The sequence below is a fragment of the Chitinophaga sp. Hz27 genome (assembly GCF_042263525.1).
In the GTDB taxonomy this organism is placed as follows: Bacteria; Bacteroidota; Bacteroidia; order Chitinophagales; family Chitinophagaceae; genus Chitinophaga.
The window spans coordinates 625,240-637,727 of the sequence record NZ_JBHKFJ010000005.1 but is presented as its reverse complement, the minus strand read 5'-3'; the positions used below and the strand labels follow the sequence as shown (position 1 = coordinate 637,727).

At 42.4% G+C, this 12,488-nt stretch carries 19 protein-coding genes; 18 read left to right on the top strand and 1 reads right to left on the bottom strand.

The annotated features are described in order from the left end of the window. Nucleotides 1-127: 127 nt before the first annotated feature. A complete protein-coding gene (locus ACE38W_RS14600; protein ID WP_375831956.1) occupies nt 128-361 on the bottom strand; it encodes a hypothetical protein in 234 nt (77 codons plus the stop codon). A 184-nt stretch (nt 362-545) separates the two neighbouring features. On the opposite strand from ACE38W_RS14600, the gene ACE38W_RS14595 reads away from it, so the two are divergent. From ACE38W_RS14595 to ACE38W_RS14510, 18 genes are all read left to right on the top strand, one after another. After that, nucleotides 546-935, top strand: coding sequence for a hypothetical protein (locus ACE38W_RS14595; RefSeq protein WP_375831955.1), 390 nt, complete (start codon nt 546-548; stop codon nt 933-935). 249 nt (nt 936-1,184) lie between these two features. Further along, entirely contained in the window at nt 1,185-1,604 is a 420-nt protein-coding gene (locus ACE38W_RS14590; RefSeq protein ID WP_375831954.1) for a hypothetical protein, read from the top strand. Nucleotides 1,605-1,614: 10 nt separating this feature from the next. Continuing rightward, nucleotides 1,615-2,142: a hypothetical protein gene (locus tag ACE38W_RS14585; RefSeq protein ID WP_375831952.1), complete on the top strand. Its 528-nt coding sequence runs from the start codon at nt 1,615-1,617 to the stop codon at nt 2,140-2,142. Between the two features lie 3 nt (nt 2,143-2,145). After that, nucleotides 2,146-2,469, top strand: a complete 324-nt coding sequence (locus tag ACE38W_RS14580; RefSeq protein WP_375831950.1) for a helix-turn-helix domain-containing protein — start codon at nt 2,146-2,148, stop codon at nt 2,467-2,469. Between the two features lie 58 nt (nt 2,470-2,527). Continuing rightward, nucleotides 2,528-3,058, top strand: coding sequence for a hypothetical protein (locus ACE38W_RS14575; RefSeq protein ID WP_375831949.1), 531 nt, complete (start codon nt 2,528-2,530; stop codon nt 3,056-3,058). Continuing rightward, the gene (locus ACE38W_RS14570; RefSeq protein ID WP_375831948.1) at nt 2,982-4,505 is read left to right on the top strand and encodes a terminase large subunit domain-containing protein; all 1,524 of its coding nucleotides are present in this window, start codon (nt 2,982-2,984) and stop codon (nt 4,503-4,505) included. Before ACE38W_RS14575 ends, ACE38W_RS14570 begins: the two co-directional genes overlap by 77 nt. Nucleotides 4,506-4,538: 33 nt before the next feature. Then, the gene (locus ACE38W_RS14565; protein WP_375831947.1) at nt 4,539-5,969 is read left to right on the top strand and encodes a phage portal protein; all 1,431 of its coding nucleotides are present in this window, start codon (nt 4,539-4,541) and stop codon (nt 5,967-5,969) included. Nucleotides 5,970-6,133: 164 nt separating this feature from the next. Further along, the gene (locus ACE38W_RS14560; RefSeq protein WP_375831945.1) at nt 6,134-6,970 is read left to right on the top strand and encodes a phage minor head protein; all 837 of its coding nucleotides are present in this window, start codon (nt 6,134-6,136) and stop codon (nt 6,968-6,970) included. A 175-nt stretch (nt 6,971-7,145) separates the two neighbouring features. After that, the gene (locus tag ACE38W_RS14555) at nt 7,146-7,877 is read left to right on the top strand and encodes an HK97 family phage prohead protease (protein ID WP_375831944.1); all 732 of its coding nucleotides are present in this window, start codon (nt 7,146-7,148) and stop codon (nt 7,875-7,877) included. 5 nt (nt 7,878-7,882) lie between these two features. Continuing rightward, entirely contained in the window at nt 7,883-9,160 is a 1,278-nt protein-coding gene (locus ACE38W_RS14550) for a phage major capsid protein (RefSeq protein WP_375831943.1), read from the top strand. A 32-nt stretch (nt 9,161-9,192) separates the two neighbouring features. Beyond that, nucleotides 9,193-9,579 (top strand): hypothetical protein, encoded by a 387-nt coding sequence (locus tag ACE38W_RS14545; protein WP_375831942.1) that lies wholly within the window; start codon nt 9,193-9,195, stop codon nt 9,577-9,579. A 5-nt stretch (nt 9,580-9,584) separates the two neighbouring features. Further along, nucleotides 9,585-9,812, top strand: coding sequence for a hypothetical protein (locus ACE38W_RS14540; RefSeq protein WP_375831941.1), 228 nt, complete (start codon nt 9,585-9,587; stop codon nt 9,810-9,812). Continuing rightward, a complete protein-coding gene (locus ACE38W_RS14535; protein ID WP_375831940.1) occupies nt 9,802-10,302 on the top strand; it encodes a head-tail connector protein in 501 nt (166 codons plus the stop codon). The genes ACE38W_RS14540 and ACE38W_RS14535 overlap by 11 nt, the downstream gene beginning before the upstream one ends. Then, entirely contained in the window at nt 10,293-10,631 is a 339-nt protein-coding gene (locus tag ACE38W_RS14530; protein ID WP_375831939.1) for a phage head closure protein, read from the top strand. Before ACE38W_RS14535 ends, ACE38W_RS14530 begins: the two co-directional genes overlap by 10 nt. Then, the gene (locus ACE38W_RS14525; protein WP_375831938.1) at nt 10,631-11,209 is read left to right on the top strand and encodes a hypothetical protein; all 579 of its coding nucleotides are present in this window, start codon (nt 10,631-10,633) and stop codon (nt 11,207-11,209) included. The genes ACE38W_RS14530 and ACE38W_RS14525 overlap by 1 nt, the downstream gene beginning before the upstream one ends. Further along, complete coding sequence (locus ACE38W_RS14520) at nt 11,202-11,624, top strand: DUF3168 domain-containing protein (protein WP_375831937.1); 423 nt, start codon at nt 11,202-11,204, stop codon at nt 11,622-11,624. Before ACE38W_RS14525 ends, ACE38W_RS14520 begins: the two co-directional genes overlap by 8 nt. 6 nt (nt 11,625-11,630) lie before the next feature. After that, a complete protein-coding gene (locus tag ACE38W_RS14515) occupies nt 11,631-12,089 on the top strand; it encodes a hypothetical protein (RefSeq protein WP_375831936.1) in 459 nt (152 codons plus the stop codon). Next, nucleotides 12,089-12,442 carry a hypothetical protein gene (locus tag ACE38W_RS14510; RefSeq protein ID WP_375831935.1) on the top strand — a complete coding sequence of 118 codons (354 nt, stop codon included), beginning with the start codon at nt 12,089-12,091 and terminating at the stop codon, nt 12,440-12,442. Before ACE38W_RS14515 ends, ACE38W_RS14510 begins: the two co-directional genes overlap by 1 nt. Nucleotides 12,443-12,488: the final 46 nt, after the last annotated feature.

Below are 12,488 nucleotides of genomic sequence, written 5' to 3'. Positions count from 1 at the left end.
TTCCGACACCTATTCCAGTATAGAAATATCCAAGGGACTGAAATTTACAGGCACAAAAGATCCCTGTGCCAGCTACCAGGGTAGCGGCGAATAAAATGAGATTTCGCATTGTGAAAAGTGTTATAGGTTAGATATTTTCAGCACGTTCAGCTTTAAGTGATACCAAGACACGGGCAATTTTAACTACTGCCTCAAGGAAGAAGATTTGATCTGATTCCCCACGAAGCACTTCATATACAGTGGTATGCCTGTCGTTTGAAAGAACTCCCTGGTGGTGTAACATCTGGACGATATTCTTTACTTCTACATTCTTTAGTAGTTTCCTTATCTCTTCTGCCTTCTGTGATTTTAGTAGTATCATTTTGAGAACCGTATTTTTACGTATAGGTATTATCCGTATCTTCACCTGTTATATTGGTGTCATGAGGTAGTAACTTTGCCGTCATTGACAATACAAACATAGTTAGAATATTCTAACAAAAATCACAAAATGTGAAAAAAATAGAACATTTCGATTTTTTTCAAAAAACAACCATGTTTGTTAAATGAATAGCAAAGAAGAGTTAAAGAAACTGCTAGAAATAGTAAAGGAATATGGTAAGAAAACCGGGGCCAAGCTGTCCAGGACTGATATTTCCAACAGGTTAGGCTTTACCAATCCCACATATTTATCCCAGTTGATTGGCGAAAGTGGGAAAGTAAATGAATCTCATATTCTATTATTTAAAGAGAAATTCGCCGAAGAGCTTAAAGCAGCCGGTATACCAATAGCTGGAGATCCTCTCAACGAAGAGCGGGCGATGATTTACGCAATGCGGGCGGATTATATTGAGAGGATGGCACTTCTTGAGGGTCTTTCGGAGGAAGAGATCGAGGAGAGGCTAGACGTGAAAGCCAAGCTAATTTTGAAAGGCTTAAATGCTCGTCGGAGGTAAGTTTGGTGTATTTTTTCTTACGCATCATGATCAATCAGTTGTGAGGTTAGAGAATTGGTTAATAGCTGCCGACGGTTACTGAAATTATTCAGCACTACTGCATTCTATCTGCGTAGTAATTCAAATTTGCTAAAAATTTTAGTAAAAAACATGAGTTGCCACGGCTTTTTTTGACATGAAAAGAATAAGCGCATTTATTTTGAGTCGTTTGTATTGATACAATAAAACTAGTTTATGAAAATAATTACTATGAAAACACTTCCATTCTGTTTTTTATTTACACTAGTCTCTTGTTCAAAAAATGAAACACCAGCACCCAAAAGAGATATTACTTTTTCAATTGTTAATAACTCTGATGTGCCATTTTGGGGCATTGAAATCGGGGAAGGCTCTGACTCACTAAATGCCAGCAAAAACAATTGGGTAATTTATGGAAAGGGAACATTTGATACAACAATTTCAAAAGAAATCGGGGCAAAGGTGTACTTGCGAGTGTGGACCGCTGATAGTAAGTGGGCAATAAAAATCACTCAGAACAATAACTCTAAGGAAACTGGATATAAGACAGTAAGGTCAGGCCAGCCATATGACCCCGCAAAAGGATATGTATTTGATGGGCCCAATGCCACCATTATGTATTTTGGAGTAGTAAGAGATACAATAAAATAAAAGTATTCACATGAGATTTGCTAAATGGTCACTGATTCTCGCCTTATCCATTTTTGTGTACGGATGCAGGAATAATGCAAGTGTTAAAAAAAAGCAAGAAACCATAGAAGCAGAGGCATTGTACAAAATGGTGTTTGACACAACGGGACTGTATTTATCTCCTATCAAGATTGTTAATTCAAGAGTTATAGAATCAGATGAGGTTAAGTTGAAAAATATAGAGTTGTTATTTAAGAATGTGACGAATAAGAATATCGTAGGTGTTAAATTTAAATGGTTTGGTTTAGATGCGTTTGGCGAAACTGCAGATATGGGTGCAGCATCATCTGTTATTAAAGGATTAGGTGGCGGACATTACCAGCACAGGATGAGAGGTGGAGAGACTAAGCTAGCCACATGGAGTTTATATAGCCAGAATGCCAAAAAAATTGTACTTGCTCGGCCATATGAGGTTGCCTTCACCGATGGGACTTCTTGGAAACTTGGAGTGGCTCAATATGAGATAACAGATAGTGAAGAAGGAACTCCAAAAAAGTAGTCAATGCCAGTAAAATCAAAAGAATATAGCCCAGATATTGCTGCTCGTTTTATTGAGGCATTGGATAGTCTCAAGGGAGATTATACGGTAGCTGAAATTCACTCAACGTTAGGTGTGTCGGCGCCATATGTTAGTACTATCCGTGCGGGTAACCGAATGCCGACCCTTGATCACCTGGCAGCGTTGACAATACATTTTGGGATTTCGGGACAATGGCTATTAACCGGTAAGGGAGAGAAAGAGTTGCCTAAAGACCAACCAGAGATTGAGAAGCGCCTCAAGGCTATAGAATCCCGTCTTAAATCTATAGAATCCCACCTTATATAAATCCGGAAACGACATTTATCAAAAATGAACTAAATTTGTTCAAAGATAAATGTGAATAATGGCCGGTCGTCCCGCGATATATCAGGAAATATACAACGAACAGGTAGAGAAGCTCTGCAAACTTGGCGCTACAGACGTCGAGATTGCAGATTTTTTTTGCATTGCTGTATCTACTCTTAATAACTGGAAAAAGGCCTATCCTGAATTTATGGAGTCCATAAAAAGGGGGAAGCTGTTGGCCGATGCGAATGTGTCAAATAGCCTTTACCACAGAGCTATAGGATATGAACATGACAGTGAAGAAATAAAGGTGGTTTCCCTGGGTGCTGGCGTCGGTGCATCAATCGAGCGCGTGCCAGTCAGGAAGGTGTATCCACCTGATACCCCAGCTGCCATTTTCTGGCTTAAAAACCGTCAGCCCAAAAAATGGCGTGATAAGATAGAGCAGGGGTTCACGAATGCTGATGGCGAGGATGTGATACCACCCGTAGTGCAATACCAAATACCTAACAATGGCAGAGAAAGGACCGGTAAAACCGATAAAGGTAATAAAGCCGCAAAAGGGGTATCAAGAAAACGCCCTAAGTAGTCCGGCTGATATTGTCATTGGGGGAGCTGCCGCTGGTGTTGGTAAGACTTGGACTTTGCTAGTGCATCCTCTTCGTGATATTGATCTTCCACGGTTCGGAGGGACGATTTTTAGGCGAACTACACCACAAATAAGACGACAGGGTGGCTTATGGGATGCAAGTACGGAGATATACCCAGCTGTCGGTGCCAGGCCACGAGAAACGACGCTGCAATGGATATTTAACTCAGGGGCAAAGGTCGAGTTTTCGCATATAGAGCATGAAAAGAACCTGATTGACTGGCAGGGCTCCGAGATCGCCTATATTGGCTTCGACGAGCTTACCCACTTCAGTAAGAAGATGTTCTGGTACCTGATTTCGAGGAATAGAACCACTTGCGGTGTAAGGCCTTATGTTATGGGCACATGCAACCCTGATCCGGACAGCTGGGTAAAAGAGTTTATACAGTGGTGGATAGATCCGGATACCGGTTATCCAATACCTGAGCGAAACGGAGTTGTGCGGTATATGGTAAGGGATGGAGAGCGGTATATCTGGGGTGATACACAAGCCGAAGTGATCGAGGCTGCGTGGCATGTATTGGAAGAGCAGGTAACCAAGTCAGGACGCAGACCAGAGGACTTTGTTAAGTCTGTTACATTTATTTCCGGGTCGATATACGATAACCAGGAATTGCTGGATAATGACCCAGGGTATTTAGCCAACCTGATGGCACAGGATGAGCAGACCCGCATGCAGTTACTTGGTGGTAACTGGAATACAAGACCGAATGAAGACGATATTTACGAATACAAGGCTTTTGCCGGAATGTTTGATGATTTGTTCGAGGTAGATAAGGAAGGCCACTGTATAATAGCAGATATTGCCTTGGAAGGATCAAACAAGCTTACAGTGTCTTACTGGATGGGATGGGAGATGGTAGATTTAGTGATTGTGGATAAGAACAAAGGAGACAAGGTTATCGAGGTAATCGCTGATATGGCCAAACGTTACAAGGTGAGTAATACAGATATTGTTTTTGATGCTGATGGTGTTGGAGGATTTGTAGATGGATTTATTCCCGGTGCTATCCCCTTTCATGGGGGCGCTTCAGTTGTGGAGGTAGAAGATCTTGTCAGTTCTAAGTTTATAAAGGAGAACTACTTTAATCTGCGAACACAATGCTATTATCGTTCCGGTAACCGAGTTACAAGGGGAGAGGTAAGGATCTGTGAAAGGGTGGCGGATATGATGTATGACGATAATACAACAGTGCGCCAACGTTTTTTTAATGAACGCAAGGCAATAAAAAAATCTCCAACAAATACAGATGGGAAGAAACGGATAATAAAAAAAAGCGAAATGAAAGTTATTCTGGGCAACTCTGAATCACCTGATTTGACTGACTTGCTCATGATGAGAGAATACAAAGACCTTACACCGACTCTGCAAACAGGGGTTTGGTAATCAACCAGGCGGTTCCTGCATAAAATAAATTCTATGGCAGGAAATTGGATCAAGAACTTGTTTAGTGTTCGTCGTAAATCTGCAGTTATGCAATTTATCGGCAATCAGCTGGTAATGTATCCAGACAAGAAGTCTGAGTATATCCGTAAAGGCTATACATATAACGATATAGTATATTCTGTGGTACGCATTCAGCTGGATAAGATTATGGTCCCCGGTTGGGCACCATATGATGTCATAGATGAGAAAGCGTACCAGCAATACCAGGCAATACAAAAGTCAATCACCTCAACGTCTTTCACTACCCCAGAAGGAATACAGAAACTCCACAAGGACGCAAAGATGGCTTTTTACTTGCGCAGCAAAGCATTGCAGCCATCCACTGATGGAAGATTGGCAGAGTTGATGAAGTGGCCGAATCAGGATCAGAGTTATGCTGATTTTATTGGTGAGGCTTGCGGGTTTAAACTAGTTACTGGTGATAAGTTTATTAGTGCTGAATTGGCAGGTGGGGGACTTAACACAGGTAAGCCTCTAGCGATGTATAATCAACCCTCTGATTTGGTAAACATCGTTCGTAGTGACTCTTACCCATTTACAGATGCAGCCTACAATGTACAGCTCTACGGCGTCACAGGGGTAAATCCAAAGTACGCCCGAGAAGAAATGCTCCATGAAAAATATTGGAACCCAGAGTATAACATTGCTGGGACTCAGCTTTATGGCATGGCTCCCCTAAAAGCAACCCTAAAAAGAGTTCATCGTAATAATGAAGCCCAATTAAGAGGATTAAAGGCTTTTCAGAACGGTGGAGCTGATGGCGTGGTCTATATAGATGATCCTGAAACCTCCCGTCTACATCAAAAGATGGCATTCGAACAGATTGGGGCGTTAAAGAATAAATGGGATAGTGAGTTTTCAGGTGCAGATAAGGCCGGGAAAGCTGTATGGTCAGGCTACAAGATGGGGTGGACAAGAATTGGGTTATCTCCTGTCGAGTTAGCAATATTGGAATCTGAAAAGTGGGATATGCGCATGATTTGTAACGTATTCGGTGTACCATCACAGCTCCTGAATGATCCAGAGAATAAAAGCTATAACAATAGCTCAGAGGGTGAAAAGGCCCTCACTGCCCGGTGCGCATTGCCCTTGCTTATAGCACACAGGGAATCAACTAACCGTAAACTTCAAACTGACTGGGGATATAAAGGCACTCGAACCATTGTTGATTTTGATATGACAGCGTTTTCTGAACTGGAAGAAAATAAGAAGGACCAAGTTGCATGGCTAAAGGATGCTTGGTGGTTAACCGGAAATCAGAAGTTACAAATTATGGGTGAGCCAGAGTCAAAGGAATCTTTGATGAATGAGATATTAGTCCCGAATAACCTAGCTCCTTTATCTGATTTGTCAATTCAGGCACCAGATCTGTCAGGAGATTTAATCACAATGCAAAATAGGTAACATGTCATTGACAGAGTTGGTGGATAAAATTCTACCAATAACCGCTATTGATAAAGGGTGTAAGATACGCCTGAATGCAAAAATTATACAACGCGAAAGGGCTGTTGAACTAATTGCCATATACATAGCGGAACAACATCCTTTACTCACAAAATATTTAACCAGTGACCAGAAGGGAACAGCAACGCCTGCGCAGGCAGTGGAACAGATACCAGATAAAAACTGAGGTAGCATGGCAAAAGCCAATATATATAGCTCTTCGTAAGCAGGTGAACCAGTTCCTGGCCTTTGCCAAGGATCAAGGCGTTAATTCAGCATTGGCCCAAATAGATGTGATAGTAAAAGAGGATCCAGTTAAGGATGTATTGTATCGCATGTATAAGCAGGTTATCCCTGCTTATGCATCCATTGTATTCAGTGAAATAACGGATAGGTATAAAGGAGAGTTGGCCCAAGAAAAATTATTTGGCATTAGTGGCCGCTGGTTGCGAGATGTAACAGAATATATATTAAACTATGCTGCAAATAAAATTACGAGTATAACTGAGACTACGAGGGACAATATTCGAACGACAATTGAGCGTGAGCTTGCAAATGGGGAAAGTTATGCCAGGATAGCCCAAAAAATAGATGTAGACCCATTATATGCAGGAAGGGCGCGTATAATTTCAAGAACTGAGGTTTCAGGATCTGCAAATTATGCAGCACATGCAGGTGCCGAGCAAACAGGGCTAGAAATGCTAAAAATATGGATTTCAGAACTTGGGGATAGAACACGTCGGGTCCCGCGTGACTCCTTTGATCATCTGCATATGAACGGTGTAACAGTTGCGATGAATGAACCGTTTACAGTTAACGCAAGAAGTGGAGAGGAGAATATAGACTTCCCTGGAGACCCAACTGGCTCCGCTGGCAATGTCATATGCTGCAGATGTACTCAAGGATATGAGGCGAAACGAGATAGTAGCGGTAGGTTAATTCGAAAGCCTGTATTAAGATAAAAAGCCGGCTGGAAGAATCCAGCCGGCGACCCTTATCAACCAAAATAATCAGCAGTTCGCTGCTTGTTAAGCAAAGATATATTTTTATTTATTTTTGGATAATTTTTATTTACTTTTGTTTAAGATTTTTTCCTTCAACCTATAGTCACAGTCCTGCGGTTTAATACTGACAGGTATGCCATTTAAAACCTACATAGCAGATAGGCCAGAATTAATCTTTAAAGAGGTGGATTTATCCAACCGGCATGTAAGCGCATATTATTCCGCCTGGAATAACATTGATGCTGATGGAGACATAGGCCGCAAGGGGATGACTCTTAAGACAGTAGCAGAACAAGGACCCAAGTCGGCCAATCCGCGAATTAAGCATTTCCTAAACCACAATATAACCCAGCCCCTCTCCAAGCTCACTGACATGGGAGAGGATAACCACGGCCCATTTTATTCTGGCACAGTCGGAAATCATAACCTGGGCACGGATTATCTCAAAATGGTAGATAGCGGATTGATTACCGAACATTCCTATATGCTGGAGCCGACCCGATACACAAAGACATCTACTGGGCTGGATATGCAGGAGGTTAAAATTTGGGAAGTATCCAGCCTGACTGCATGGGGCGCGAATCCAATGACTCCATTTATTAGCGTTTCAAAGTCGCTATCCTCTGAGGATAGGATTAAATATCTTGATACTAAGATCAAGGCTGTAGAAAAATTCTGCCGCAATACTGACGCGACAGACGACACTATCCAGTCTTTGCTTATCTGTATAAAACAAATGCAAGAAGCATACGCAGAACTGATTAGTAGCACTCCCGCCGCTGTAGAAGCACCGGAGCCGCCAAAGCAGGATAACTACAGCAGCTTGCTGAAATCAATCAATTCTGTTAAAACAATTTTCAACTAATTACCATGTATAGAAAGTTTTTTTCGCCCGATGTTATTGAAGGTGGCGCAACAATTGAAACCGTTCAGAAGGCCATGGACGACCTGGGGACTGAGGCTAAAAAATCAATTAAATCTATCCAGGAAAAAATCGACGATCTGCAAACGAAAGGAGCCACGAAAGCGGAGATTGCCGAGTTCAAAGATACCTTATCCAAATGTGAAAAGGATATCAAGGCGGTGAATGAATATGCGGAGAAGCTACAAAAGCAAATGTCCGGCACTCCGATCAATAACCAGGATCAAGAACCGGGTTTGATGGAGGAAATTGCACGAATTGTAAAAGAAAATCATGAAGCCCTGAAATCTGGCGTAAGCCTTAAAAAGGCCATGGAGTTCGAGGCTAAAGGATGGACTTCTACGAAAGGTGATTCTTTTATGCGGAAAGCTGATATGTCATTTGGCGGCAATACAACAGGACAAGTTACACCGATAGACTACAATTGGAACATCTACGGTCAGCCCCTTGTATCTCCGCATATGCGTAGTTTTATACGAGTTACACCCACAGATGCACCTGTGTACAATTATGTACAAGCCACCAGAAAGCCAGGCTCACCATATCCTGCTATTACCGATCCGGGGGTAACTAAGACTCAAATGGAATACAATTTCAATGGGGTAGTAGCTACTGTAAGAAAGTTACCAGGATATGTACGACTTCCAGAAGAAATGATGGAAGATATGGCAGGCATGACTTCGTACCTTCAAACCTACATGCCGGATGATGTATACACATCGGAGGATAGACAGGTTCTTTATGGAACAGGCGAGGCTAATAAACAATTTGAGGGCCTGTTTACAACATCGCCCGTTTATACATCCACCTCAGGCATTGACGCGAACGAAAGCTGGGATGTTATCGCAGACGCCGGTGCTCAGCTGCGTAATAAGCGCTACAGGCCTAATATTGGGCTTATTAATGACATTGACTGGCTTTTCTTGGTTACTCGGAAGGATGACAATAAGGGATACAGTCATCCGACCTTGCTCTATTCTGCGCCTCTGACAGTGGGTGGTATTCTGCTGATACCTAATCCGGAAGTCAATATTGACAAATTCCTTGTTGGTAACTTCAATAACGTAGAATTGAAACAGAAGAAAGGATTAATTCTGCGATTCTTCGACCAGGATCAAGATAACGCGATTAAAAACATGGTAACAGTTGTTGCGGAGGAGAGGGTCGCTTTTGCAAACTATTATCCTGATTCATTCATGCAAGGTGACTTCGGTCGTGTTGCCTAATACCTTATTACTCACCTTTGAATTTATTAAACGTGAAATACATCATTGCTATTCTTTCTATTTTCCTGTGCTCATCAGCCTTCGCTCAGTCGGGGCAAATGGCGCAGAGTAAGGATACCACAGTCAATGCGGATACTGTGCGTCTATTTCCTACAATTACCATCGCTACACACTGGCTATCGTTTCAGGTGAACGTTACTAAGGTTTCTGGTACGGTTGCCGGCAATGCAATAGTGCAGTGTAGTGAGGATGCTTTAAACTGGTTTACTGCCACAGGTACAGATACCCTCACCTTGACTAATGCAAATAATTATAAGCGTTGGGAATTAGGAATCCCTAAGTCCCGATTTTACAGGGTGCGAGTTATTACATCAGGCACCCAATCCAGCGCAATCAAAGGGTTTTACTATGCAAAATAATACTTATGCAGATTGCAGTTGTTGTGCTTCCTTTCACGGATAAATATACTTCAGTGTTTCATCGTCTTGGTGAAACGCTGGAATTATCCGATGAACGCTATGAGGAATTGCATAAAAGAGGCAAGGTCACAGCGATGGCCGCAGAAACCAAAGTATCAGGGAGTCCTGATACCTGTTCTCCCCATGTGCATAAACCTAAAAAAGATAAGTCTAAGAAAAAAGATGATATATAGTAATAAACTCATTGATTACGCATTTGAAAATGCTGCTGATATAGTCGAGCCAGTAACACTGGCAGAGGCAAAGTCTTATATGCGTATCGATGATGATGTTACTGCAGATGATAACTTGATTTTAAATCTCATTACTGCCGCGAGAGAAGACACAGAAAAGTATACTGGCTGCAGCATTATTGAGCGCACAGTAAAGGCAATTCTTGAAATCCACAGCCGGCATGAGTTGCCATATGGGCCTGTAAAAGACAAGCCTACAGTCCCTGGTGCGGTTGTTACAGGTTTTGATTTTCCATGGCTAGAAGGGTATGGTGTATTTACAGTTTCATATCCTGTAGGCTATGGGGATAAACTGCCCGCTGAATTGAAGATGGCCATCCTGGCAAAAATTGCCTCCATGTATGAGAACAGAGGTGATGAAGACAGGAAACATGATAGTGAAATTTATTATGAGTTGGCCTCTAAATATCGACGTGTCACATGCTGGTAAGGAGATTTGATATAGGAAAGGCGGATCGAAAGATTGCTATCCGTGGTTTTTCATCGGTATCAGATGGCTATGGAGGGACGACCGATACAGAGGTCGATTTAATCACCCCATGGGCTATGAAGTTACCAATTACATCTGTTAGGGATCTCATATCGGCCGAGCTGGTGTTTACGGATACAGTTCAATATCTAATCCGCTGGCGATCGGATTTTGAGCCTTTGAAGGATATGAAAATTGTGGACGCGGGAAAGGAATACTCTATAAACGGCGTGGTAGAAATACAGGCATCAAAACGATGCTGGTTATTAATAGCCAAAATTAATACCTGATGGCAATTAGGATTTCAATTGATTTTGAAGGGTTTGATACGAAGCGATTGGAAGCAGTCAAAGACGATCTGCTGGCAGAAATTGACGGCGAGCTGACGGCAGCAGCCTACCTGGTGAAGCTGCAGGGTGATAGAGATGCACCGAAAGATGAGGGTAACTTGAAAGCGGTTGTTGATAATTCTGTGTTCTTGGAAAAGTCTGTTTCCTATCCTGTTTTTTTTGCTCCTTATCAGGAGTTTGGTACGGGAAGCAAGGTTAAGATCCCGGCAGGATATGAAGATTATGCCAAAGCATACCAGGGGCCTGCGAAACGTGGCAATATAGACGACTTCTTTGAGCAGATGATCCAGTGGGTGAGGCGAAATAACATAACCGGTACCTATTCAGTTAAAACCAGACGAAGGCTTGGCAACAAAACAACCAGGGAAGCACAGGATAAGGAAGCGGCACATGCCATAATGTATTCAATTTTAAAACATGGGGTTACACCTCGCCCTTATTTCATACCGGCGCTGGAAGCCGGTAAGGCAGAAGCGATGAAACGTATTAAAGAAATACTAAAACGGTACAGTGGGTAGTCCAAAGGCAATATTACGCAAGGGGTATATAGACAAGCTAAGTGGCGCAGTCGTTTCTGGAAAGACTATCCCAGTATATGATTTATTTGCCCAGGACGATGCCCTTGATGCTTATATAGTGATAGGCTCTTATAATTCTACAGAGCTACGGACTAAGTGCAAAGATGACCATAACCCATCTGTTACAGTTGAAGTCTATACGAAGTTTAAAAAGCAAGGAGGAAGCCTTCTGGCCGATCAAATAGCTGACATGGTTATTGATCGTATAAAAGCAAATAACTTAGACCTGTCACCTAATTTTATCCTGTTATCAACCCAATTGCTCAGCGATAATGATCTGCAAGGATTTGACACGGATTACAAAGTTTATCGGCGGATACTCCGCTTTGGTCACATTATTCAAACATTAAATTAAATAACCATGGCAGAACAAAAAGTGATGGGAGTTGAAAGGGTTATCTCTATTACCCTACCTGGAGGGACAGGCCCCATTTTATTAGGATGTGAAGTCGACCATAATTTCGATCGCAGCCGCGATGTTATTACTGCTGATTCTAAATGTGGGCCTAGTCGGCTTCCTAACCCGAACCTAGCCGCAACAATTCAAGGAAATGGACAGGTTTTAAAGAATGACGCTGGAGGTGATTTGACTACCAAAGTAACTGAAGCAAAAATAGATCAACTCCTCCGCAATGCAACATTTTTTGACTGGGTGATGGGGCCTAAATCAGGGACTCCCGAACCAGGCGATGTGGTATACAGCGGGCGGGGATGGTTCAGTGCCTTAAATAGTGCCTTTAATACAGACGGTGTGGCAACGTTCGACTTCACTATTCAAGTGGATGGTGATTATACACAAGAAATTGAACCAGCAGCATAATGAACGGGAAAATATCTATAACGCTAGGAGGGGAACTTCGGCATTTGTGGTTCAATAATTATTCCCGTGGAGAAGTGAAAAACCTGTATGGCATCGACCCTTCAGAAATCGGGAAGGCTTTTTTTGAGAAGGCCCAGGCTAACCCATTCCGCGCATTTGAGGATCTCTTATGGATGGGGTTTATTGGCTATTACTATGGTAGCCGTCAAGAAATGCCATATTCTAAACAGCAGATAGCAGAATGGGTCGCTGAGGCAGATAATGATGAATTGGTAAGGGTATGGAATCTGTGGACCGAATGGAGTGGTGTTCGTGAACTCCTCAGTGCCAATGAAAAAAAAAGCCCGAGCTGAGCGATGATAATAGTTGGGACAAAGTACTGGACTTTGCCTTTGGTGA